General features: G+C 68.3%; 21 protein-coding genes. 20 read left to right on the top strand and 1 reads right to left on the bottom strand.

The window, feature by feature from the left end; genetic code table 11:
- Positions 1-256: 256 nt before the first annotated feature.
- The 20 genes from AC5ZH6_RS15165 to wag31 all read left to right on the top strand — a co-directional run bounded on the left by AC5ZH6_RS15165 (position 257) and on the right by wag31 (position 22,458).
- Complete coding sequence (locus AC5ZH6_RS15165) at positions 257-724, top strand: SAV_6107 family HEPN domain-containing protein (protein WP_006370514.1); 468 nt, start codon at positions 257-259, stop codon at positions 722-724.
- 221 nt (positions 725-945) lie between these two features.
- The gene (locus AC5ZH6_RS15160; protein WP_006370513.1) at positions 946-1,350 is read left to right on the top strand and encodes an SCO2097 family morphological protein; all 405 of its coding nucleotides are present in this window, start codon (positions 946-948) and stop codon (positions 1,348-1,350) included.
- Positions 1,351-1,803: 453 nt separating this feature from the next.
- Complete coding sequence (mraZ, locus tag AC5ZH6_RS15155; RefSeq protein ID WP_006370512.1) at positions 1,804-2,244, top strand: division/cell wall cluster transcriptional repressor MraZ; 441 nt, start codon at positions 1,804-1,806, stop codon at positions 2,242-2,244.
- A 324-nt stretch (positions 2,245-2,568) separates the two neighbouring features.
- The gene (gene rsmH / locus AC5ZH6_RS15150; RefSeq protein WP_170320209.1) at positions 2,569-3,510 is read left to right on the top strand and encodes a 16S rRNA (cytosine(1402)-N(4))-methyltransferase RsmH; all 942 of its coding nucleotides are present in this window, start codon (positions 2,569-2,571) and stop codon (positions 3,508-3,510) included.
- Positions 3,507-4,388 carry a cell division protein FtsL gene (gene ftsL, locus AC5ZH6_RS15145; protein ID WP_094600706.1) on the top strand — a complete coding sequence of 294 codons (882 nt, stop codon included), beginning with the start codon at positions 3,507-3,509 and terminating at the stop codon, positions 4,386-4,388. The genes rsmH and ftsL overlap by 4 nt, the downstream gene beginning before the upstream one ends.
- Before the next feature lie 21 nt (positions 4,389-4,409).
- Entirely contained in the window at positions 4,410-6,329 is a 1,920-nt protein-coding gene (locus tag AC5ZH6_RS15140) for a peptidoglycan D,D-transpeptidase FtsI family protein (protein WP_158512637.1), read from the top strand.
- 192 nt (positions 6,330-6,521) lie between these two features.
- A complete protein-coding gene (locus AC5ZH6_RS15135) occupies positions 6,522-8,174 on the top strand; it encodes a UDP-N-acetylmuramoyl-L-alanyl-D-glutamate--2,6-diaminopimelate ligase (protein ID WP_094600705.1) in 1,653 nt (550 codons plus the stop codon).
- Complete coding sequence (locus tag AC5ZH6_RS15130) at positions 8,171-8,767, top strand: hypothetical protein (protein WP_014360354.1); 597 nt, start codon at positions 8,171-8,173, stop codon at positions 8,765-8,767. The genes AC5ZH6_RS15135 and AC5ZH6_RS15130 overlap by 4 nt, the downstream gene beginning before the upstream one ends.
- A 16-nt stretch (positions 8,768-8,783) precedes the next feature.
- Complete coding sequence (gene mraY, locus AC5ZH6_RS15125) at positions 8,784-9,881, top strand: phospho-N-acetylmuramoyl-pentapeptide-transferase (protein ID WP_006370506.1); 1,098 nt, start codon at positions 8,784-8,786, stop codon at positions 9,879-9,881.
- A 4-nt stretch (positions 9,882-9,885) separates the two neighbouring features.
- Positions 9,886-11,544: a UDP-N-acetylmuramoyl-L-alanine--D-glutamate ligase gene (murD, locus tag AC5ZH6_RS15120; protein ID WP_265076578.1), complete on the top strand. Its 1,659-nt coding sequence runs from the start codon at positions 9,886-9,888 to the stop codon at positions 11,542-11,544.
- Positions 11,541-13,430 (top strand): putative lipid II flippase FtsW, encoded by a 1,890-nt coding sequence (gene ftsW / locus AC5ZH6_RS15115; RefSeq protein ID WP_094600703.1) that lies wholly within the window; start codon positions 11,541-11,543, stop codon positions 13,428-13,430. Before murD ends, ftsW begins: the two co-directional genes overlap by 4 nt.
- Before the next feature lie 71 nt (positions 13,431-13,501).
- Positions 13,502-14,719, top strand: coding sequence for an undecaprenyldiphospho-muramoylpentapeptide beta-N-acetylglucosaminyltransferase (gene murG, locus AC5ZH6_RS15110; RefSeq protein WP_006370503.1), 1,218 nt, complete (start codon positions 13,502-13,504; stop codon positions 14,717-14,719).
- Positions 14,720-14,790: 71 nt separating this feature from the next.
- Positions 14,791-16,425, top strand: a complete 1,635-nt coding sequence (gene murC / locus AC5ZH6_RS15105) for a UDP-N-acetylmuramate--L-alanine ligase (protein WP_265076577.1) — start codon at positions 14,791-14,793, stop codon at positions 16,423-16,425.
- Positions 16,425-17,123, top strand: a complete 699-nt coding sequence (locus AC5ZH6_RS15100) for a cell division protein FtsQ/DivIB (RefSeq protein ID WP_006370501.1) — start codon at positions 16,425-16,427, stop codon at positions 17,121-17,123. The genes murC and AC5ZH6_RS15100 overlap by 1 nt, the downstream gene beginning before the upstream one ends.
- A 184-nt stretch (positions 17,124-17,307) precedes the next feature.
- A complete protein-coding gene (ftsZ, locus tag AC5ZH6_RS15095) occupies positions 17,308-18,477 on the top strand; it encodes a cell division protein FtsZ (RefSeq protein WP_006370500.1) in 1,170 nt (389 codons plus the stop codon).
- Between the two features lie 2 nt (positions 18,478-18,479).
- Positions 18,480-19,247, top strand: coding sequence for a peptidoglycan editing factor PgeF (pgeF, locus tag AC5ZH6_RS15090; RefSeq protein ID WP_014360349.1), 768 nt, complete (start codon positions 18,480-18,482; stop codon positions 19,245-19,247).
- Positions 19,244-19,975 (top strand): YggS family pyridoxal phosphate-dependent enzyme, encoded by a 732-nt coding sequence (locus tag AC5ZH6_RS15085; RefSeq protein WP_006370498.1) that lies wholly within the window; start codon positions 19,244-19,246, stop codon positions 19,973-19,975. The genes pgeF and AC5ZH6_RS15085 overlap by 4 nt, the downstream gene beginning before the upstream one ends.
- A 98-nt stretch (positions 19,976-20,073) precedes the next feature.
- The gene (locus AC5ZH6_RS15080; protein WP_006370497.1) at positions 20,074-20,847 is read left to right on the top strand and encodes a cell division protein SepF; all 774 of its coding nucleotides are present in this window, start codon (positions 20,074-20,076) and stop codon (positions 20,845-20,847) included.
- A gap of 136 nt (positions 20,848-20,983) precedes the next feature.
- Positions 20,984-21,301: a YggT family protein gene (locus tag AC5ZH6_RS15075; protein ID WP_014360347.1), complete on the top strand. Its 318-nt coding sequence runs from the start codon at positions 20,984-20,986 to the stop codon at positions 21,299-21,301.
- A gap of 332 nt (positions 21,302-21,633) precedes the next feature.
- Positions 21,634-22,458, top strand: a complete 825-nt coding sequence (gene wag31 / locus AC5ZH6_RS15070; protein ID WP_014360346.1) for a DivIVA-like cell division protein Wag31 — start codon at positions 21,634-21,636, stop codon at positions 22,456-22,458.
- 66 nt (positions 22,459-22,524) lie between these two features.
- Here wag31 and AC5ZH6_RS15065 read toward each other — a convergent pair whose 3' ends face one another.
- The gene (locus AC5ZH6_RS15065) at positions 22,525-22,800 is read right to left on the bottom strand and encodes a hypothetical protein (protein ID WP_081484752.1); all 276 of its coding nucleotides are present in this window, start codon (positions 22,798-22,800) and stop codon (positions 22,525-22,527) included.
- Positions 22,801-23,402 lie beyond the last annotated feature (602 nt).

The following is a 23,402-nucleotide window of genomic DNA, read 5'->3' as shown; positions in this document are numbered from 1 at the left end:
CGGTGGCGTCGGGCATGGTGTTGCGCATCGGGTTGCCCGCACGCCTTGCTCCGGCGACCAGATCTGACTAATATTGAATCTGTCGAACGGGTGTTCGATGAATGTGCCTCCGCAAGCTGTTCGCCGCCACCCGACGACCGACGCGGTCCGGCGGTGGGCGAGGGAAGCGCCTGCCCTCGGACCGCGTTGACCCGAGGGAACGGCCGGTACAGCCCAACTGGCCGCCCGTGAGCACCGCGACAACGGAGGGAGGCCCATGATGACACGTCGAACGACCACACAGGTCGAGGTGGATCCGATCGTGGTCGGGCGCGCACGTGACCTGCTCGAACGTGCCGATCTCCTTCTCGAGAACGCCGACGGGATCACCGACGACGCCGAACGCTTCCGGCAGCTGTACCTCACCGCGCTGCGGGCCGCCGGCGCCGCACTGGCCATCGGTGAGCCGACCAGCGGCCGTTCGACGCGCGGGTTGTCGTCGAACGCGTGGAATCGTCTGGCGGTGATCATGCCGGATCTGGCCGAACAGGCCGAACGCTTCGCCGCATGGTCTGTTCTTCGAATGAACATCGAGGCCGGATTGGAGCGAGACGTCGATCCCGTCGTCGTCGCCGAGCTGCATCGCCTGGTGTTGACATTCCTGGACACGGTCGAGGGCGTGGTGATCGCCTACGAACAAGGCGGACATGGTGCGCAATCCGGATCGCTGGCACATCCTGCGTGATGCGCCACAACCCGTTGGGGGTCACGCATCGATGCCTCACCACGTCATCGCATAGGCGCCGGTAACAGCCCCGAACACAAAAACGATCCAACGAGTGCGGTTATGGTGGTCGCCGCCGGAATCACCTCGTATCATGGTCGTAGGCCGCGAACACAGTCATCAGGCGAGTATCGCGGCGAACATCTCGTCGATGGCTCGTCGGTAACAGGTAAGGAGGGTCGGTGCCACTCTCGGAGCACGAGCAGCGCATGCTCGAAGAGATCGAAAGCGCTCTGTACGCGGAGGACCCGAAGTTCGCGTCCAGCGTTACCCGGCGCCGCCTCGGGCGGTCGACCGGTCGTCGCCGCATCCAGGCGGCCGTCGTTTTCGTCCTCGGTCTCGCGCTGTTGATCGTGGGACCCATTATCGGACTCGACGTGGGTGGTTTCCCCATCCTGAGTCTCGTCGGCTTCCTTGTCATGTTCGCCGCCGCGCTGCTTGCGCTCTGGGGCGGGCTACCCGGCAAGGGTGCGCCGCCATCGGCCGACCGCGGCTCGGGCGGGCGCGGCTCGAAGGCCGCAACGCCCAAACGCAAGTTCACCGAACGCATGGAAGACCGCTTCAACCGCCGGTTCGAGCAGGAGTGATCCCGCGACGAACCCACTGAGGTTCCGCGACTGACTCACCACAGCAGCCGCACACCCCTACGGGTGTGCGGCTGCTGTCGTATGCCCGCTTCCGGGGCTCGGCCACCGGATTCATCAAGCCCTCCTGCCACGCCCCACCGCGTTCCCCACCACGCCCCACCGCGTTCCCCACCGCGCCCCACCCGATGCCCCACCACGCCCCACGAGGCCGAAGTCGCAACCTCACCAGCCCTATTCCTCACCACAGGCCACAACTGTCAGGCCTTGTCCTGTCGACGACACGACCGATCCGTGCCGTGTCGAACCCTGACTTCTGCTCTTGACCTGCGTGTTTATGGTCGGGTGGGGAATCGAGGCGGGTTTGGGGTGGAAAGTGGTGGAAAGTGGGGTACTGTGGGCGTCACTGGGTGAGGCGATCCGGAACGCCGGACCCGGTGGGCGGGAGGTGCCGACATGTCGACGAGATTTGTCGGTACCTACACGCCCAAGTTGGACGACAAGGGGCGACTCACGTTGCCCGCGAAGTTTCGCGACGCATTGGCAGGAGGGGTGATGGTCACACGCGGCCAGGACCACAGCCTGTCGGTGTATCGGGCCGAGGAGTTCGATGCGATCGCGGAGAAGACGATGGAGGCGTCGCGCAACGATCCCGAAGCGCGCGCATTCCAGCGGTACTTCTTCGCCAGCACCGACGAACAACGGCCCGACGGGCAGGGGCGGATCACCCTGTCGGCCGAGCATCGGCAGTACGCGGGACTGTCCAAGGAGTGTGTGGTGATCGGCAGTTTCGATCACCTGGAGATCTGGGACGCACAGGCATGGCGTGACTACCAGAGCCAGCATGAGGAGAACTTCTCGGCGGCGAACTCCGCGGCGTTGAGCGCGGTGCTCTAACTCCGCAACGTGGGTGCAGGACAGATGCACAGGGCTTCGGGTGGCACGAGGCCCCGACCCGGTCCGACCCTGGCGTACTTCCCCAACGCCAGGTGCGCGATCGGGTCGGGACCCCGCTCCACCACAAGCCGACACAAGCAACACACGACAGCCACCCCTCATCGAGGCCGGCCCGCGCGACGGGAGCGGCCGCTCGGGGGTCGGCGCACTCGGAGGGGCAGGCCGGTGACACCGCAGGACGACGACAACAGTGCGGGTGCGCAGACCCCGCCGTCGCGTCGCTCGGGTGAACGCCGTTCCGGCGAACACGGGCACGTGCCCGTCATGGCTCGACGCATCATCGAATCGTTGCGCCCGGCTCTCTCGAATCCCACTGTCGCACAACCGGTGTTCGTCGATGCCACGCTCGGCGCCGGTGGTCACACCGAGTTGATCCTGCGGGAGTTCGGGTCGGTCCGGGTCATCGGGATCGACCGGGACGCGGCTGCACTGGACATCGCCGCTACCCGTCTGGCCGACTTCGGCAATCGAATCACCTTCCACCAGGCCAGATTCGACGAACTCCCAGCGGTTCTCGCCGAAGCCGGCGCCGACCGCATCGATGCCGCCCTCTTCGATCTCGGCGTGTCCTCGATGCAGCTCGACCAGGCGGATCGGGGATTCGCCTACGCCGTCGACGCACCACTGGACATGCGAATGAATCCCGAGGCCGGTCCTACTGCGGCCGATGTGCTCAACACCTATTCGCACGGTGACATCGCCCGCATACTCCGCGAATACGGTGATGAACGCTTCGCCGGCAAGATCGCGTCGGCGATCGTGCGTGAACGCGAGCGCGAGCCCTTCACCACCAGTGCGCGGCTCGTCGAACTGCTCTACGCGACGATCCCGGCGGCCACCCGGCGCACCGGTGGGCACCCCGCCAAGCGGACCTTTCAGGCGCTGCGGGTGGAGGTCAACGGCGAGCTCGAGGCGCTCCGGCAAGCGCTGCCGGGGGTCCTCGCGTCGCTGCGGGTGGGTGGCCGTGTGGCGATGATGAGTTACCAGTCGCTCGAGGACACAATCGTCAAGCGGGAATTCGCATTACGGACGACCTCGACCTCGCCGCCCGGTCTACCGGTCGAATTGCCCGGCACGGCACCACGATTCCGACTCGTCACCCGGGGGGCCGAGCGCCCTGACCAACAAGAACTCGACACCAATCCGCGATCGGCACCGGTCCGGGTCCGCGTCATCGAACGAATCGCAGAGGAGGAGGTGAGATGACCCTTCTCGACGACATCGAACGCCAGGATCGACTGCGCGACAAGGATTCCGACACCACCGAACGCACCACCCGGCACACCCGCGGCGGAGTCGGACGGCCGACCCGATCGCGGGCGGCCCAGCGGGCGATCGATCGGCACAGCAAGCGGATCGCCGCGCAGGAGCGGGGATCGCAACGTGGTTCGGTCTCCAAACCCGTCGTCGTGGCGTCTCGTACCCGGCGGATCAGCCTGTCCGAACGGCTCTCCCGTATACCCTTCGTCATCCCGGTGCTGCTGGTGCTGGCCTTCGGCCTGGGTTTGAGCCTGTGGCTCTCCACCAAGGCTGCGCAGGACTCCTATCAGATCGGCATCGCCCGCCAACAGAATCAGGAGTTGCTCGATCGCACCGATGCACTCAAGCGCAGCTTCGAGTCGGGTAACTCGGCACCCGAATTATCCGATGCGGCAGGGGCACTCGGGCTGGTGGTCGATCAGAACCCGGCACGCATGGTGATCGGCGCGGACGGCAAGCCACACATCGTCGGCGACCCGGAGCCGGCCACCGGAAAGCGGATGCCCTCGATCAATCCCGATGATCAGCCCAATCCGGCTGCCACGATCGATCCGAAGAAGGTCGACGATTCGGTGGGTCTCGGTGGCGCCCAGAGCGCCGCACCGAACTCCACTGCACCGAACTCCACCACACCGAGTTCCGGCGCTCCGGCCGGCACCGCGACGCCGGGTGCAACGGCCCCGACGACCCCGGCACCTGCCGGTGCCGTCACGGCACCGCCGGCCCCGGTGGCGACCGCGCCTGCGCCCAATGTGCTGCCGCAGGCCGTGCCCGCGCCGGCGACGAGCAACCCGCCGAGCGGAAATTCGCCGGAGACGCGTTAGTACGGTGGACAATTGACGATCATGACGACACGTGCGACCAGACCGGCCGCCTCCGGCCATTCGGCCGCCGGCGGAGCAGGCCGATCGCCCGCCGGCGGAGCAGGCCGATCACCGCGGCCCCCCCGACAACCCCCGAAGCGGCCGCACACCTTTGTGGTTCGCAGTCGGATCGCGGGTGTGGTGGTACTGCTCGCGGTCATCGCCGTGGCCATCCGCATGGTGGTGGTCCACACCATCGAGGCACCGTCGCTGGCGCAACAGGCAGCTGCGCAGCGCGAATACACGCAGATCATGACCGCCAAGCGTGGGGCGATCCTCGACCGCAACGGACGGCCGTTGGCCTACACCGACGAGGCACGGTCGTTGACCTTTCTGCCCAAAGCGGTGCGCAACTCGATCGCCAAGGCGCACAAGGACAATCCCAGCCTGCCTGACGTCGAGACGCGATTGCACCAGATCGCCGACGGTGTCTCGGGCGCGCTCGGCGGATCGATCAGCGCCGACGACCTCTACAAGAAGCTCACCAGCGACGAGACGTTCGTCTATCTCGCGCGCTCGATCAGCCCGGACGTCGCGTCGCGGATCACCACCGACTACCCCGAGGTCGGGGCCGATCCGCAGAGCGTGCGGATCTATCCCGGTGGATCGCTGGCCGCCAACATCGTCGGGGACGTCAATTACGACGGCAACGGACTGATCGGTCTCGAGGCCTCACTCGACTCGGTGCTGGCCGGCACCGACGGCTCCAAGACCTACGACCGCGGTTCCGACGGCGCGATCATCCCCGGATCGACACGCAACGTCCACCCGGCGATCAACGGCGCCAACGTGCAACTGACCATCGACTCCGACATTCAGTGGTACGTGCAGAGCGAGGTGATGAAGGCCAAGGCCGCATCCGGGGCACGGTCGGCGTCGGCGGTGGTGCTCGACGCGAAGACCGGTGAGGTGCTCGCGATGGCCAACGACGGCACGTTCAACGCATCCAAGCCGTTGTCGGATCAGCCCGACGCCAACCTCGGCAACCCCGCGGTGACCTCACCGTTCGAGCCGGGCTCGGTGAACAAGGTGATCACCGCCTCGGCGGCGATCCAGTACGGATTGACGACACCCGAACAGGTCCATCAGGTTCCCGGCAGCATCCACATGGCCGGGGTGACCGTCAACGACGCGTGGGTGCACGGTGTCGCCCCGTACACCACCACCGGGATCTTCAGTAAGTCCTCCAACGTCGGCACCCTCATGTTGGCCCAGCAGGTCGGCGAGCAACGGTTCGCCGACATGGTGAACCGCTTCGGGCTCGGCCGCATCACCGGCGTCGGTCTGCCCGCCGAGAGCGGCGGCGAGGTTCCCGCGCTGAGCCAGTGGTCCGGTGGTTCGTTCGCGAACCTGCCGATCGGACAGGGCCTGTCGATGACGCTGTTGCAAATGACCGGCATGTACCAGGCCATCGCGAATGACGGACTGCGCATCCCGCCGCGCATTCTCGAGTCCGAGACACGACAGGGGCAATCGCCGTCCGACGAACCACGACCACAGGGCGTGCAGGTCGTGAGCCCACAGACCGCGGTGACGGTGCGCAACATGTTCCGCGGGATCTTCCAGGACGATCCGACGGGCGAGCAGGAGGGTACCGGCGCCAAGGGCGCGGTACCGGGCTATCAGCTGTCCGGCAAGACCGGTACGGCACAGCAGGTCGATCCCGCGTGTGGGTGCTACTCGAACTCGAGCTACAACATCACCTTCGCGGGGATCGCCCCGGCCGATGACCCACGGTTCGTCGTCGGGATCATGCTCGACAATCCCAAGCGCAGTTCCGACGGTTCGGGTGGGCAGTCGGCCGCACCGCTGTTCAAGTCCATCGCATCGTGGATCCTGCAGCACGACCGCATCCCGCAATCGCCGCAGCCCACACCGCGCATGGTGCTGCAGGCTTCGTGAGCCCCGACGCCCGGCGCCGACCCTGCACGGGTGGCAGCCGGGCTGACGGTATCGTGGGTGCGTTCACGGGCGTATCAGACAACACCGGCCGGCAGTGGCATACGAGAGTCGGCACACGACAGCCGATACATGACCAGGGGTTCGTCCGGACCCGAGACGTGTTCGACGGGGTGAGAGGAGGGGATCGGCACGATGGCAGCAGCACGAAGCGGATCGTCTCGGCGGCGTCGGCCGACCGACCTGAGCCGCCCCACCCATCTCGATCCCACCGAGGTCGGCGTCCTCTCCCAGGCGACCGGCGCGCGGCTCGATCTGGTGGGCGAGGCGAGTGCGTCAACCGCCGTCACCGGGGTGTCACTGCGCGCTCAGGACGTCCGGCGGGGTGACCTGTTCGCGGCGCTACCGGGGGCCCGCACCCACGGTGCCCGATTCGCCGCCGACGCCGTCGAACGCGGCGCGACCGCCGTGCTCACCGATGCCGCGGGACGAGCCGAATTGGCGCGTGTCCTACCCACCGACGCCACCTGCGCGGTCCTCGTGCATCCCGAACCCCGGCGTGTCCTCGGCGGGGTCAGTGCCCGCATCTACGGCAATCCGTCACAGCGACTCAAGCTCATCGGCATCACCGGTACCTCCGGCAAGACCACGACGTCCTACATGGTCGAGGCGGCACTGCTGGCCGCCGGGCACTCGGTGGGATTGATCGGCACCGTCCAGACGCGGGTCAACGGCGTCGCGGTGCCGAGTTCGCTCACCACCCCCGAGGCCCCGACGCTGCAGGGGTTGCTCGCCGCCATGGTCGAACGCGGCGTCGACGCCGTGGTCATGGAGGTCTCGAGCCACGCGTTGGCGCTCGGACGCGTCGACGGTGCACATTTCGCGGTGGGCGCATTCACGAATCTGTCGCAGGATCACCTCGATTTCCATCCGACGATGCGCGCCTACTTCGAGGCCAAGGCACTCCTGTTCGCTGCCGGATCGTCGACCCGCGCGGTTCGCTCGGTGATCTGCGTCGACGACGAGTGGGGACGTCGGATGGCCGAAATAGCTTCTGCCGGTTCGTCATTCGCTCCGGTGACAGTGTCGACGACGGACGTCGCGGCGACCTGGCGTGCCGAGCAGGTGACCGTCGAGCCGGACGGGTCGCAGCACGTCACGCTCGCCGGCCCCGGGCGCAGCGGCGTCGAGATGGTGCTGCCCCTGCCCGGCCGGTTCAACGTGGCCAACGCCACCCTGGCCGTCGCGATCGCCGTTGCCTCCGGGGTGAGCGCCACCGAGGCCGCCACCGCGATGGCGCAGGTGTCGGTGCCCGGTCGACTCGAGCGGGTCGACCGCGGACAGCCGTTCCTGGCGATCGTCGACTACGCGCACAAGCCCGGCGCCCTCGACGCCGTGCTGTCGACGTTGCGCGCACAGAGCACGGGCCGGATCGGTGTGGTCGTCGGCGCAGGCGGAGATCGGGACCACGGTAAGCGCCCCATGATGGGCGCCGCGGCCGCCCGCGGGGCCGAGCTGGTCATCATCACCGACGACAACCCGCGCACCGAGGACCCCGCGGCGATCCGGGCGGCGATGCTCGCCGGGATCGGGGAGGTACCCGCCGAAGAACTGCCCGCCGGTGCCGATCACCGCGAGATCGGGGATCGGCGGGCGGCCATCACCGCCGCCGTCGAATGGGCGCAGCCCGGCGACGTGATCCTGGTCGCCGGCAAGGGACATGAGGCGGGTCAGGAGATCGACGGCGTGAAGCACCCCTTCGACGACCGCGTGGTGCTGGGCGAGGCCCTGGACCAGATCGCCGGTGGCGCCACCGAGCAGCCGGCGGGCCGAGAGGCACGCCGGTGAGCGCTGAGCTGACCGTGCTCGCCACCGCGATACCCGCGCGGATCGATGACGTCACATCGGGGTTGCGGACACTCGTCGAGTCGGCCGATCGGGCTCGGCGAGCGGGTGCGGGCGATACGGGCGACGGGCGAGGCCGGCGCACGTGGGCGATCATCGGCGAACTCCTCGTCGACGGCCCCGACCGCGACGACGAGAACCACCGGGCCGTCGAACACGACCGGGTGGGCCGACTCGCGGTGCGTCTCGCCGTGGACAAGGTGTTGTGCGTAGGGTCTGGCAGGGCCGTGCGCGCTCTGCATCAAGGCACCGTGATGGAGGGGTCCTGGGGTGACGAGGTGCGTCAGGTCCAGGGCTTCGAGGAGCTCGTCGACTTGTTCGTCGACGAGCCGCAGTGGCGACCGCAGCCGGGCGACACCGTCCTGTGGGCGGTGGGGGCCCCGGCCGGCGGGATCGCCGCATTCATCCAGGACGCGTGTCATCACCCGGTGACACTGCGGACGCTGCAGGCCGAGACGACAACGCAAGCCGAGAAGACAGAGCAGGCGGGGCGGGCAGAGCGGCCGGACACCCCGAACGCAGGAGCGAACGAATGAAGGCGAGGACGTTCAGGTGACCCAGATCCTCATCGCGGGGGCCATCGCGGTGGCGGTGTCGATCATGCTCACCCCGTTGCTGATCCGGTTGTTCTCGCGGCAGGGCTTCGGTCAGGAGATCCGGGTCGAGGGCCCGCAGAGCCACCAGACCAAACGAGGCACCCCGTCCATGGGCGGCGTCGCGATCCTGATCGCCTTGTGGGCCGGTTATTTCGGTGCCCACCTGGCCGGGGTGTTCATGGACTCCGACGCCGGGCCGAGCGCATCGGGATTGCTCGTGCTCGGGCTCGCAACGGCATTGGGCGGTGTCGGCTTCCTCGACGACTTCATCAAGATCCGTAAGCATCGCAACCTGGGACTCAACAAGACCGCCAAATCGATCGGGCAGTTCATCGCCGCGATCCTGTTCGGCATCCTGGTGCTGCAGTTCCGTAACAACGCCGGTCTCACCCCGGCCGGACCGTACCTGTCCTACGTCCGCGACATCGACGCGATCTCGATGGTGTCGGTGGCCTTCGTCGTCTTCGTCTGGCTGGTGGTCGCCGCGTGGTCGAACGCCGTCAATTTCACCGACGGCCTCGACGGCCTGGCCGCCGGCTCGATGGCGATGGTGCTCGGCTCCTATGTGCTGGTGGCCTTCTTCCAGTTCGTCAACGCCTGCTCGGGCGGGGCGAAACCGGCCAACGACATCCCCCAGGGTTGCTACAACGTGCGCGATCCGCTGGATCTGGCGCTGATCGCGGTCGCCGGTGGCGGAGCCTGCCTGGGGTTCCTCTGGTGGAATGCCGCACCGGCCAAGATCTTCATGGGCGACACCGGGTCACTGGCGCTCGGTGGCATGCTCGCCGGACTGTCCATCACCACCCGCACCGAGTTGCTCGCCGTCGTGATCGGTGCCCTGTTCGTCGCCGAGATCGTGTCGGTGGTCATCCAGATCGCGTTCTTCCGGACCACCGGACGACGGGTGTTCCGGATGGCGCCGTTCCACCACCACTTCGAGCTCGGTGGTTGGGCGGAGACGACGGTGATCATCCGGTTCTGGCTGTTGACGGCCATCGCCTGTGCGCTGGGGCTCTCGCTGTTCTACGGCGAATTCCTGGCCGTCAAGGGCTGAGACGATGAGTGCGACGCCCCACTCCGGGGCACCGCTGCCGGGCCGGTCGGTGCTCGTCGCCGGTGGCGGGTCGGCCGGGATGTCGGCGGCACGTCATCTGCTCGATCTGGGCGCGCAGGTCACCATCGCCGACGACCGCGTCACCACCGCGGGGGTGGGCGCCATCGCCGGGGCCTCGGCCATGGTCGACCGCGGGGCTCGGCTGATCGCCGTCGCCGACCTACTCGCCGATCCGACCTGGGCGGAACGCACCGACCTGGTCATCGTGTCGCCGGGCTTCGCTCCCGACCACCCGCTCCCCGCCGCCGCACGCGCCGCAGGCCTCCCCATCTGGGGTGAGGTCGAACTCGCCTGGCAACTCGACGCAGCCGGCATCTACGGACCCCCGCGTACCTGGCTGGTCGTCACCGGCACCAACGGGAAGACGACGACGACCTCGATGCTCGCCGACATCGTCGCCGCGTCCGGGCGTGCCTGCGCAGCGTGCGGCAACATCGGGCTCCCGGTGCTCGACGCCATGGCCGAGAGTCCCCGCGTCGACGTGCTCTGCGCAGAACTCTCGTCATTCCAGCTGTATTGGGCACCGTCGATCGCGCCGAGTGCCGGTGTCGTGCTGAACGTCGCCGACGATCACCTCGACTGGCACGGGTCCTTCGACGCCTATGCGCAGGCCAAGCAGATCGCCCTGCACGGGGTCGTCGGGGTCGTCGGGCTCGACGATCCCATCGCCGCAGCGTTGCCGGTCGTGGGCCGGCGGGTCGGGTTCACGCTGTCGGCGCCCGCCGACGGTGAACTCGGGGTTCGCGACGGGGAACTGGTCGACCGCGCGTTCGGCGAAGCAGGCGGGGTGGCAGGGGTCGGAATGGCAGCGGGCACCGCACTCGCCGACGCCGCGGTTATCCGGCCACCTGGTCCGTCCGGTCTGGCCGACGCCCTGGCCGCAGCGGCGTTGGCCCGGTCGATCGGTATCGCCCCCGACCCGATCCGATCGGCCCTGGCCGCGTTCCGACCGGCCGCACACCGTGGTGAGGTCGTTGCAGAGCGGGACGGGATCGCCTTCGTCGACGACTCCAAGGCGACCAATCCGCATGCCGCGCAGGCGGCGATCGCCGCCCATCGCCGGGTGGTCCTGATCGCCGGTGGCCTGCTCAAGGGCGCGTCGCTGGCGAGCATGCTCGACGCCGTCGCCGATCGCCTCGCCGGCGTCGTCGCGATCGGGCGCGATCGCGAGCTGGTTGTCGCAGCGATCGCGCGACACGCCCCAGAAGTCCCAACCGTCACAGTGTTCACAGGGGACGATGGCTGCGTGACCGTACAGCGAGAGCTCTCCTTCCCGTCGGGCGTCGACTTGCCCGCAGCTCCGGGTGCCTCCGGCGCCCCGGGTACCTCCGATGTGTCATCGGCATCGGCATCCGCAGCGGCACCGGCAGCGGCACCCGGCGAGGCCGCGGTGGCGGTGATGGATCGCGCCGTCCACGTCGCATGGTCCCTCGCCGCCGCCCACCGGGGCGAGGATCGTCCCGACGCGATCCTGCTGGCGCCCGCGGCCGCGTCACTGGACATGTTCGCCGGCTACGGTCGCCGCGGGGATGCCTTCGCCGACGCCGCACGGTCGCTCGCCGGCGAGGGCGGGGCGGTCGACGCGCAGGCGCAGCGGCGATGAGCGCCGCGTCGACGGACGGGTCGTCCGACGATGTCGACGCACCCACCGACGACCCGGATGTGCACTCGCACACCGACGCCGACGGTACTGCGAACGACCGGGCCGCGACCGACGGTGCCGAGGACGACGCCGCCGAGACGAGGGAGACCAAGCCCTCGGCACGACGCTCCCGGTCCCGAGCGGATGCGCGAGCGTCCGACACGCGAACGCAGGCCGGTCCGGTCGAGATGGTCGGTACGGCGTTGTCGACGATCGCGGAGGGTACGCGCAGCCTGCTCGGCCGCCCGCTCGCGTCGTATCACCTGATCCTGACGCTGGCGTTCTTGTTGACGGCGTTCGGGCTGGTGATGGTGCTCTCGGCGTCGTCGGTGGAGGGCTATTCCCAGGATGGATCGGCCTACGGTCTGTTCGCGACGCAGGTCGTGTTCGCGCTGCTGGGCGTGGTGGTCTTCTACCTGACGTTGCGACTGCCGGTGCGGTTGTTGCGCCGGATGGCCGCGCCCCTGATGGTGATCACGACGGTGCTGCTGGCACTGGTGCTGATCCCCGGGGTGGGCACACTCAGCCAGGGTGCCCGACGCTGGTTCGTCATCTCGGGGCTGTCGGTGCAGCCGTCGGAGCTGGTGAAGGTCGCGCTCTGTGTGTGGGGTGCGCATCTGCTGGCGTCGCGGCGTCGGGACAACGCACCACTGAAGGAACTGCTGATCCCGTTGTTGCCGGTCGGTCTGCTGATCTGCCTTCTGATCATCCTCGAGCCGAACCTGTCGACCACGATCACCATCGCGATCATCATCGGCACCCTGCTGTGGTTCGCGGGGCTGCCGATCAAGGTGTTCTCCGCGTTCGCGCTGACGGGTGCGGGCATCGCGATCGTGCTGGCTCTGGTCGAGGGCTATCGCTCGCAGCGTGTGATGAGCTTCCTCGGCGGTATCGACGATCCGCAGGGCGCCGGATACCAGGCACGTCAGGCGACCTACGCCCTGGCCAACGGCGGTGTGTTCGGGGTGGGGCTCGGGCAGAGTCGTGCCAAATGGAACTATCTGCCCAACGCGCACAACGACTTCATCTTCGCGATCATCGGTGAGGAACTCGGGCTGATCGGGGGCCTGCTGGTGGTGGCGCTGTTCGTGATCTTCACCTTCGTCGGTCTGCGCATCGCCCACCGGTCGACCGATCCGTTCCTGCGGTTGATGACGGCGACGATCACCGTGTTGATCACCACACAGGCGCTGATCAACATCGGATACGTGATCGGCCTGCTGCCGGTGACCGGCATCCAGTTGCCGTTGTTGTCGGCGGGCGGCACGTCGACGCTGACGGTGTTGGCGATGCTCGGGTTGTTGGCCAACGCGGCCCGCCATGAACCGGAAGCGGTGGTGGCGTTGTCCACGAGTAGGCCCGGACGGCTGGGCCGGATCCTGCGCCTGCCGACTCCGGTGGCCTACAAGCCTTCTCGCGCCGAGGTACTGCGTGATCGACTCGATGGCAGGCGTTCGGGGTCGGGCACGACGCCCGCGCCGGCGCGTCGCGGACGGCCGGGCCCGGGGCGTGGTCCGGCTCCGACGCCGGAGGCCAAGCGACCGATGTGGCGCCGGGTGCTGCCGGGTGGTCGCAGGTCGGGCGCCGCCGGTCAGACGGCGGTGCGCCCGGCGGGGGCGACGCGGGGCGCCGGCAGGTATCGTGCAGGCGCCGGGAGCGAAGCGAGCGGGCCTCGTTATTGGGGCGCCGGGAGCGAAGCGAGCGGGCCTGGTTTTCGGGGCGCCGGGAGCGAAGCGAGCGGGCGGTACTCGGCCGGTCATTCGTGGCGGCCCCGGTCGGGATATTCGGGTACGCAGTCGCGGTCGCAGCCGCGCGGATATCCCAGTGGTACGGCGCGTCGCCGCTGAGGCGGACGTGCGTGTTTGGACGTGACGGTGTGACCCGCCGACTGGCGGCGGAATGGAGTTGACGACCCGCGATGGAATCACAGGAGCACGGTGCTGCCCGGGCCGAGGGATCGGATTCTCGCCCGCTCTCGGTGGTGGTGGCCGGTGGCGGTACCGCCGGGCACATCGAGCCTGCGTTGGCGGTCGCCGACGCGGTGCGGCGTCTGGATCCCCAGGCCAGGATCACCGCGTTGGGGACGAGTCGTGGGCTGGAGACGTCGCTGGTTCCCGAGCGTGGATACGAGTTGTCGTTGATCCCGCCGGTGCCGTTGCCGCGTAAGCCGGGTGTGGAGTTGGCGAAGACCCCGCTGCGATTGGCCCGGTCGGTGGCAGCCGCACGCAAGGCGCTGGCGGCGGTGGATGCCGACGTCGTCGTCGGTTTCGGCGGTTATGTGTCGATTCCCGCCTATCTCGCGGCGCAGGCGCATCTGCGGGGCAAGCGGCGGTTGCCGGTGGTGATCCATGAGGCGAATGCCAGTGCGGGTATTGCCAACAAGGTGGGTGCACGGTTCGCCGACGTGGTGCTTGCGGCGGTGGACGGTTCGGGGCTCGCCGACGCCCGGGTGGTAGGTATCCCGGTGCGCGGGCAGATCGCCGAGTTGGATCGGATGGCGTTGCGCGCCAAGGCTCGTCATTACTTCGGGCTCGACGAGGACGCTCCGACGCTACTGGTGTTCGGCGGCTCGCAGGGTGCCGCGCAGCTCAATGCGGCGGTGGCCGGTGCGGCCGAGGCGTTGGGTCGCGCGGGTATCGGTGTCCTGCATGCGTACGGACCGAAGAACTCGATCGATCCGGTCTCGCCCGAGGGGGCACCACCGTATCGGGGTGTCGGATATCTCAAGCGGATGGATCTCGCATATGCCGCGGCCGACCTGGTCGTGTGCCGGTCGGGTGCGATGACGGTGGCCGAGGTGTCGGCGACCGGGCTCCCGGCGATCTATGTGCCGTTGCCGCATGGCAATGGTGAGCAGCGGCTCAACGCGTTGCCGGTCGTGCGTGCGGGCGGTGGGCTGCTCGTCGACAACGACGATCTCACCAGCGACTGGGTGGCGCGGGAGGTGCCAGCCCTGTTGTCGGATCCGGAACGGCTGGCGGCGATGTCGGCGGCCGCGTCGGGTACCGGACATCGCGACGCGGCGACCGAGGTGGCGCGGGCGGCGCTGGACCTGGCTGCGCGTTTTCGCGCCGGTGAGCATCGTAAGCCGCTGTCGGCCGCGTTTCGTTCGCCGCTTTCGGCCCCCGAGCAGTGAACAATTGGGGAGTCGGCACGCCTGGTGCCGACGTGAGTTCTCGTGCGGGATCCGGCGATGGAGGTGAACCCATGACCGGCGACGTGTCGGGGTCGGCGGTCGGGGAGCTCCCCGACCACCTGCGCCGCGTCCACATGGTCGGAATCGGTGGCGCGGGCATGTCGGGTTTGGCGCGCATCCTGCTCGCGCGGGGCTCCCAGGTGTCGGGGTCGGACGCCAAGAGCAGTCGCGGCATCCTGGCGTTGCGCACACGTGGCGCCCTGATTCAGGTGGGGCACGATCCCTCGGCGCTGGACCAGATCCCCGGCGGTCCGTCGGTGGTGGTGACGACGCACGCGGCGATCCCCAAGACCAATCCGGAACTCGTTGCCGCGCGGTCGCGCCGGATCCCGATCCTGTTGCGTCCGCATGTGCTGGCGGAGTTGATGGTCGGGTACCGCTCGGTGCTGATCGCGGGCACGCACGGCAAGACCTCGACCACCTCGATGACCGTGGTGGCGCTGCAGCACTGTGGCCTCGATCCGTCGTTCGCGATCGGCGGTGAGCTCAACGAGTCGGGCACCAACGCCCATCACGGCAGCGGGTCGGTGTTCGTGGCCGAGGCCGATGAGAGTGACGGCTCGCTGCTCGAGTACGTCCCGGACATCGTGGTGGTCACCAACATCGAGGTCGATCATCTCGACTTCTTCGGCACCGTGGAGCGCTATGTTGCGGTGTTCGACGAGTTCGTTGCGCGGATCAAGCCGGGTGGATCGTTGGTGGTGTGTCTCGACGATCCGGGCGCTTGCGCACTTGCGCGGCGCCACGCGGCGTCTCTGACGCAGCGTGGCGTGTCGGTGCTGGGTTATGGCGCGCCGGAGGTGGAGGTTCCCGACGGCGTGCGGGTGGTGGCGACGATGACGTCGTGGACGCCGACGGCGGCCGGCAGCGAGATCGGTGTGCGCTTCGGCGCGCCGGTCGTCGATCCCGGCGCGGCGGTGGACAGTTCCGCGGACCGCTCGGTGGCGTTGACGATCCCGGGAATCCACATGGCGCGCAACGCGATTGCCGCGATCGTCGCTGCCACCCGTGCGGGCGGTGATCTCTCGGCGGTGATCGCGGGGATCGAGGCGTTCGCCGGTGTGCGGCGGCGGTTCGAATTCAAGGGTCGCGTGAGCATCGACGACGGTGGTGTCGAGGGCGGTGGTGTCGACGACGACAGCGCCGGGCAGGGTTCGGCCGCTGGGGGAGTGGTCGAGGTCTTCGATGATTACGCCCATCATCCGACCGAGGTGACCGCGGTGCTGACGGCCGCGCGTGCCATGGTCGACGGCGACGACTCCGGTCGCCGACGCCGCGTCGTCGCGGTATTCCAACCCCACTTGTATTCGCGCACAGAGGAATTCGCTGACGAGTTTGCTGCTGCGCTCGACCTTGCCGATGCGGTGGTGGTCGCCGACGTGTACGGGGCGCGCGAGCAGCCGGTACCCGGTGTCAGTGGCCGGATGATCGTCGAGCGGATGACGCGAGCGGCACACTTCGAGCCCGATTTGTCCGCACTGGCAACCACGGTGGCCGGGCTGGTGCGGCCGGGGGACGTGGTGCTGACCCTCGGTGCGGGCGATATCACCATGCAGGGCCCGGAAATCCTTGCCGCACTCGCGCATCGCGCGTCCGGTGGGGATCGTGGTGCCGACGCCGGGGGAACGGGCGGCGGTGAGCGCTGATGCGTGTGCTGCCGCAACGGCGTCGTCCGCGGATCGTTCTCGGCGTCGTCCTGACCGTCGTGGTGGTCGTGGGTCTGGTGCTCATCGCCTACCTGACGCCGCTGATGTCGGTGCGCAACACCGAGATCAGTGACAACCGGACCGTCCCGGGGGCGCAGATCCTCGATGCCGCCGCGGTGGCCCCCGGTACGCCGCTGCTGCAGGTCGACACCGAGGCGGTGGCCCGGCGGATCGCGGCCATCCCGTCGATCTCCTCGGCGCGGGTGCAGCGCAGTTATCCCTCGACCCTGCAGATCACCGTCATCGAACGGGTGCCGGTCGCGGTTGTCCCCGACGGCGACAAGGTGCACGTGCTCGACCGGTCCGGAGTGGGCTATCTGACGTACCCGAACTCCTCGATTCCGCCGGAGATCAAGAAACTCCCGGTGTTGCAGACCGCGACCCCCGGCCCGGCCGATCCGACGACGCGCGCTGCGCTCGGGGTGACCGCAGACCTGCCGCCGCAGTTGTCGGCGCTGGTGCTGCGGGTGATCGCGAATTCGCCGGTGGACATCGAATTCGCGTTGACCGGCAACCGCAAGGTCATCTGGGGTGACGACACCCGCAACGACGAGAAGGCGCGCACTCTCGGCTACCTCCTGAGCCAGAAGGCGACCGAGTACAACGTCTCGGCGCCGAATTTCCCCGCCTTTCGCTGAGGATTCGCTGTCGACGCCGTGCGAATCGGTGTCGGGGGACACGAGTTTGGCGACACGCCGGGCCACCTGCTGGCCCACCGGGGTGGTGATGCCTAGCGTCAATCCCAACATCACTACTTGACATAACTCTGAATCTATGGTTGAGGTTTAGGGTTTCGCGATCGACAAGAGGAAGGCGAGCGTCATGACGCCACCGCACAACTACCTGGCCGTGATCAAGGTCGTCGGCATCGGCGGCGGCGGCGTCAACGCCGTGAACCGCATGATCGAGCAGGGGCTCAAGGGGGTGGAGTTCATCGCCATCAACACCGATGCCCAGGCGCTGTTGATGAGCGATGCCGACGTCAAACTCGACGTGGGACGCGACTCGACCCGTGGGCTCGGCGCCGGTGCCGATCCCGAGGTCGGCCGGCGTGCGGCCGAGGACGCCCGCGACGAGATCGAGGAGCTCCTCAAGGGCGCCGACATGGTCTTCGTGACCGCGGGAGAGGGCGGCGGCACCGGCACCGGTGGTGCACCGGTGGTGGCCCAGATCGCCCGCAAGCTCGGTGCGCTGACCGTCGGCGTGGTGACCCGACCGTTCGCATTCGAGGGCAAGCGCCGCGGCGGCCAGGCTGAAGCCGGGATCACCGCGCTGCGCGAGTCGTGCGACACGTTGATCGTCATCCCCAACGACCGTCTGCTGCAGCTCGGCGACGCCCAGGTGAGCCTGATGGACGCCTTCCGCAGCGCCGACGAGGTGCTCCTCAACGGCGTGCAGGGCATCACCGACCTGATCACCACCCCGGGCCTGATCAACGTCGACTTCGCCGACGTCAAGGGCGTCATGAGCGATGCCGGCAGCGCCCTGATGGGGATCGGCTCCTCGCGCGGCGAGGACCGTGCGAAGAAGGCCGCCGAGTCGGCGATCAACTCGCCGTTGCTCGAGGCGTCGATGGAAGGTGCGCGTGGTGTGCTCATCTCGATCGCCGGTGGCAGTGACCTCGGTCTGTTCGAGATCCACAACGCCGCGACCCAGGTCCAGGAGGCCGCCCACGAGGACGCGAACATCATCTTCGGCACGGTGATCGACGACAACCTCGGCGACGAGGTGCGGGTGACCGTGATCGCCGCCGGTTTCGACGGTGGCTCACCGCGCAAGCGTGCCGACGCCCCCGCCGCCGGAGCGGGCAAGGTCGGGGCCGCGCAGGCCGGCGACGTGTCCCGGCCGGCGAAGAACGACCCCCTGTTCGGCGAGATGCCGTCGGGGCAGGGCGATCCCTTCGCCTCGTCGTCGACACCGGAGCGGCCGCGTCGCAACAACGTGACCCTCGACGACGACGACGTCGATGTGCCCTCCTTCATGAAGCGATAGTCATGGGTGGGACCGGCGGACCGGCGACGGCAGCCCGGGTGCGTCGGGTGGTCACCACCCGCGCCGGCGGCAGCTCGCAGGCGCCCTACGACAGTTTCAATCTCGGCGATCACGTCGGTGACGACCCCGCAGCGGTCGCCGCCAATCGTTCGCGGCTGGCCCGCCAGATCGGGGTGGACGAATCCCGGGTGGTGTGGATGGAGCAGATCCACAGCCGCAACGTGACCGTGGTCGACGAGTCGACGTTCACCGCACCCGACGTCGAGAAGGTGGGCCCGTCGATCCGCGTGCCGGCCACCGACGCACTGGTCACCGCCCTGCCCGGGGTGGCGCTCGCGGTGCTCTCGGCCGATTGCGTGCCGGTGTTGCTCAGCGACGACGAGGCCGGTGTCATCGCCGGTGTCCACGCCGGTCGCGTCGGTGCCCGCATCGGCATCGTGCCGGCCACCCTGCGCGCGATGATCCGGCTCGGCGCGCGTCCCGAGCGCATCGGGGCCTTTCTCGGCCCGGCAGCCGGCGGTGAGCGCTACGAGGTGCCCGACGCGATGCAGCGCGACGTCGAGGAGCACCTGCCCGGCAGCGCCTGCCGGACCGCGAAGGGCACCGCTGGTCTGGATCTGCGGGCCGGTATCCGGCGGCAGTTGCTGGCCGTCGGGGTGAACTCGGTGGCCGTCGACCCGCGGTGCACCATCTCCGACACCGATCTGTTCAGTCACCGTCGCGGCGCACCGACGGGTCGGCTGGCCTCGGTCATCTGGATCGACCGGTGAGCGATCCGCGCACCGAGGAGCTCGCGCAGCGCCTGGCCACCGTGCGCGGGGAACTCGACGCGGCCGTCGCCCGCGCCGGTCGAGCGCCGGGTGACGTCGAGCTGCTGGTGGTGACCAAGTTCTTTCCGGCCGCCGATGTTGCGCGGCTGATCGAGCTGGGAGAGCGCGAGTTCGGCGAGTCCCGCGAACCCGAGGCCAGTCGCAAGATCGCCGAACTCGGTGAGCTCGTCGACAGCAGCGGAGCCGTCTTCGACATGATCGGCAGCGTGCAGACCAAGAAGGCGAAAACCGTTGCGCGCTGGGCGCGTTCGGTGCATTCGGTCGATCGCGACAAGCTCGTCGACCAGTTGGCGACGGCCGCGCAGGCGGCGTTGCACGAGCAGCTGCGCACCGAACCGCTCGGGGTGTTCTGTCAGGTCAGTCTCGACGGTGATCCGACGCGGGGTGGCGTCATCGAGGCGGAGCTGCCCGAACTCGCACAGCGCGTGGTCGCCGCGCCGTCGCTGCGGCTGGCGGGCTTGATGGTCATCGCGCCGACGCACGGTGAGGTGCGGGAGTGGATGGCGACGACCGCGCGCATCCGCGAGGGATTCCTGCGGGAGCATCCGGATGCGACAGCGCTGTCGGCCGGCATGAGTGGCGACATGGCGATCGCCGTCGAATACGGCTCGACATGTGTGCGTGTCGGTACCGCGATCATGGGATCCCGGCCGATACTCTCTCAGTAATCACACAAGTCACACGAGAACCATCGAGAACAGCTCACACACCGGCAACAGCTGCAACACCCGCTCGTGAGCGTCGGATGACCAGAGAGGCCCAGCACATGACCACGATGCAGAAGTTCAAGGCATATTTCGGCATGGTGCCTCCGAGCGAGTACGAGGACGACTACCTCGACGAGCCCGGCCCCGGCCCGGTCCGGGCCGCCGCGCGAGAGCGCGCCTACCGCGACGACTACTACGGCGACTCGTCCTACCGGGAGGAGGCACTCGCCGACTCCGCCTACGGCGATTACCGTGACGCCGGCTACCGGGATCGTGAGGCCGGCTTGGCCGGACGCGATCGTGAGGTCTACGCCGAGGAGCGGCGGTACGCGGTGGGCGGTTACGAGGGATACGAGCCCGGCTATGCCGGCGCGGAGTACGCCTATGCGGGCGGTGGCGTCCGAGCGGCCACCGAAGTGTCGCCCGAGCGGGTGCGTGCCACCCGGCTCGAGCCGTTGCAGCGCTCGAGCGGTGCGACGTTGCGTGCGACCGGCGCCGGGCGGCCGGGCGGGGCCGAGCGGGGTGACCTCGAGCGCGTCTTCGCCGACGGCCCGCTGCACAAGATCACCACCCTGCGTCCGTCCGATTACGGTGAGGCACGCACCATCGGTGAGCGCTTCCGTGATGGCAATCCGGTGATCATGGACCTGGTCAACATGACCAACGACGACGCCAAGCGACTCGTCGACTTCGCCGCCGGACTGGCGTTCGCATTGCGTGGCTCCTTCGACAAGGTGGCCACCAAGGTGTTCTTGCTCTCACCCGCCGACATCGACGTCTCGCCCGAGGACCGGCGCAAGATCGCCGAGACCGGGTTCTACAACCAGTCCTGACCGGTACGAATTGCCCGATATCGCGTCGCGATGCGATATTTCCGGCAATTCCCCCGAATTACCGTCCTCGCGCCCGCGGCGACGTGCCGGAACCCCGGTGCGGCCGCGGGCGCCTCACGTCAGGCACTCTTGAGAAGTGGCGATTGTGTTCGAAGTCATCTGGTACATCCTGTTCGTCTACTGGCTGCTGTTGCTGGCCCGGCTCGTCGTGGAGTTGGTGCGCACCTTCGCGCGGGAATGGCGACCGACGGGGATCGTCGTGGCGATCATCGAGATCACCTTCACGGTGACCGACCCACCGATCAAACTGTTCCGGCGGATCATCCCGCCGATTCCGCTCGGCCCGGTCCGCCTCGACCTGTCGCTGATGATCGTCCTGATCCTGGTGGTGATCGCGATGCAGGTGGTCGGGTCGTTCCGGATGGGGGCCGCGGCGTCGGCGCTCGGAATGTGACTCGTGATCTGACCTGGCACCGACTTCGGTCGAACGAGAAAGTCGGTCGCCGAACTGCCTGGGGACTTGGCCGGAGAGCGTATTGCTGATGTCATGGTTGAGCGACTGTTTGATTGCAGGACGACATCGATGTCCTACTACGAACGGTTCAGATGTGACAGGATAAGACGCCAGTTACAGATTTTGACTGGTATGAATGGTCAGTGACAGTCTGTAATGGGACACGTGACAGCGTGGAACTGCTCGGCTGACGCAGAACTGCTCGACTGACGCAGTACTACTGACACAAGGCTCGACCAAGACAAGCTCGAACGACATTGAGGGGAACCGACATGCGGCTGACACCAGCTGATGTGCACAACGTCGCGTTCAGCAAACCGCCTATCGGTAAACGCGGCTACAACGAAGACGAGGTGGACCAGTTCCTCGACTTTGTCGAAGCAGAACTCGCGCGTCTGATCGACGAGAACTCGGATCTGAAACAACGCGTCGAAGAACTCGAAGGCGAGCTCACCGAAGCGCGATCGGGTGCCGCTGCGGCACCTGCGCCGTCGGAGGACCACACCCAGGTCTTCGCGGTGTCCACTCCCGAACCCCAGGCCGCGCCTGCTCCCGCTCCGGCGGCGGCACCGGCCGACGGCGACGCCCACGTCCGTGCGGCCAAGGTCCTCGCGCTTGCGCAGGAGACCGCCGACCGTTTGACCAGCACGTCGCGGCAGGAGGCCGACTCGTTGCTGGCCGACGCGCGGCAGCGGTCGGACTCGATGGTCGCCGAGGCGCAGAGCAAGTCCGAGGCCATGCTCGCCGATGCACGGCAGCGGTCGGAGGCCATCCTGGCCGACGCGCAGACCCGCTCGGAGGCGCAGCTGCGTCAGGCGCAGGAACGTGCCGACGCCCTGCAGAGTGATGCCGAGCGCAAGCACGCCGAGATCATGGGCACCATCAACCAGCAGCGTGGTGTGCTCGAGGGCCGGATCGAACAGCTCAAGATCTATGAGCGTGAGTACCGTACGCGTCTCAAGACCTACCTGGAATCCCAGCTCGAGGAACTCCAACAGCGCGGTAGTGCGGCACCGGTCGAGAGCGGACGCCCGGCCGATCAGTCGTTCTCCACCGATCCCGGCAACGGTGGATTCAGCAGCTACTCGCAGAGCTGAACGGGACGACACTAGGTCGATGACGTGCTGACCCTGGCGCTGGCTGCCACGCTTGTCGGATTCGTCCTACTTGTCGTCGGCCTCATCACCGGCACCCTGTGGCTTGCGATCGCCTGCATCGTCGTCTGCCTCGTCGGGCTGATCTTTCTCGTCGCCGACATCGTCTGGAGTGGTCGGCGCGGTAAGCCCGATGATGAAGAGGCCGGTGGTGGCTTCGGGTTCGGCGCCGCGCAGCACGTCGAAGAAGATGGCGACGACGCCGACGATTCTCGGCACACGCCTCGGCGCCCCGAGGACGGGCGACCCGAGGACAGTGGTCCGCAGTCGGAGTCCGCGCCGCACGAGGACTCCGATCAGCAGTCGACCGAGGATCGCCGTCGGGCGCTCTGGGAAGGCGTGATCTCGTCTCCCGACGCGCCCGAGACCGCGAGGGGGCCGCGTGGGGGAGACCAGCGTCCGCCCGAGTCCGTGCCGACCCAAGCTGCTCCGCCCCCCACTCGCCCCGGCGCACCTGCAGCCGACCGGCCCACCGCGCCCTCGACCGCCGAGCGGGGATATGCCGACTATCTGCGGTCGGTCGGGGCCGCCGACGCGCGGCCGCGACCTCCGGTATCCAACCCCTCGATAACCAACCCTGCTGTGTCGAACCCCGCTGGCCCGAACCCAACTGGTCCGAACCCTGCTGGCCCGAATACGGGTTCCGATCCACGCGGCCGACAACGGCCGCCCGGCCCGCCCCAGACCGGCCGGTTCCGGCCCGGTCCGGCGCCGACTCCGCAGGGCTCTCGGGGGACGCACTCCGATCCCGGGTCCACGACGCAGTCGGGGGAATCGGAGCCCGGAGAGCGGCCGGAGAAGATCGATCCGCTGCATCCGGACTGGCGCCCGCCCCAGCAGTGATACCCAGCAGTGACACCCCGGTAGCGACACCCGAGCAGTGACGG

This window comes from Gordonia sp. YC-XJ4 (genome assembly GCF_059511865.1).
This window is presented reverse-complemented; position numbering and strand designations above follow the sequence as displayed.

Coding starts and splice junctions, on each gene's coding strand:
- AC5ZH6_RS15165 (WP_006370514.1), top strand. CDS start 257: ATGATGACACGTCGAACGACCACACAGGTCGAGGTGGATCCGATCGTG.
- mraZ (WP_006370512.1), top strand. CDS start 1,804: ATGTCGACGAGATTTGTCGGTACCTACACGCCCAAGTTGGACGACAAG.
- rsmH (WP_170320209.1), top strand. CDS start 2,569: ATGGCTCGACGCATCATCGAATCGTTGCGCCCGGCTCTCTCGAATCCC.
- ftsL (WP_094600706.1), top strand. CDS start 3,507: ATGACCCTTCTCGACGACATCGAACGCCAGGATCGACTGCGCGACAAG.
- AC5ZH6_RS15140 (WP_158512637.1), top strand. CDS start 4,410: ATGACGACACGTGCGACCAGACCGGCCGCCTCCGGCCATTCGGCCGCC.
- AC5ZH6_RS15135 (WP_094600705.1), top strand. CDS start 6,522: ATGGCAGCAGCACGAAGCGGATCGTCTCGGCGGCGTCGGCCGACCGAC.
- murD (WP_265076578.1), top strand. CDS start 9,886: ATGAGTGCGACGCCCCACTCCGGGGCACCGCTGCCGGGCCGGTCGGTG.
- ftsW (WP_094600703.1), top strand. CDS start 11,541: ATGAGCGCCGCGTCGACGGACGGGTCGTCCGACGATGTCGACGCACCC.
- murG (WP_006370503.1), top strand. CDS start 13,502: ATGGAATCACAGGAGCACGGTGCTGCCCGGGCCGAGGGATCGGATTCT.
- murC (WP_265076577.1), top strand. CDS start 14,791: ATGACCGGCGACGTGTCGGGGTCGGCGGTCGGGGAGCTCCCCGACCAC.
- AC5ZH6_RS15100 (WP_006370501.1), top strand. CDS start 16,425: ATGCGTGTGCTGCCGCAACGGCGTCGTCCGCGGATCGTTCTCGGCGTC.
- ftsZ (WP_006370500.1), top strand. CDS start 17,308: ATGACGCCACCGCACAACTACCTGGCCGTGATCAAGGTCGTCGGCATC.
- pgeF (WP_014360349.1), top strand. CDS start 18,480: ATGGGTGGGACCGGCGGACCGGCGACGGCAGCCCGGGTGCGTCGGGTG.
- AC5ZH6_RS15080 (WP_006370497.1), top strand. CDS start 20,074: ATGACCACGATGCAGAAGTTCAAGGCATATTTCGGCATGGTGCCTCCG.
- wag31 (WP_014360346.1), top strand. CDS start 21,634: ATGCGGCTGACACCAGCTGATGTGCACAACGTCGCGTTCAGCAAACCG.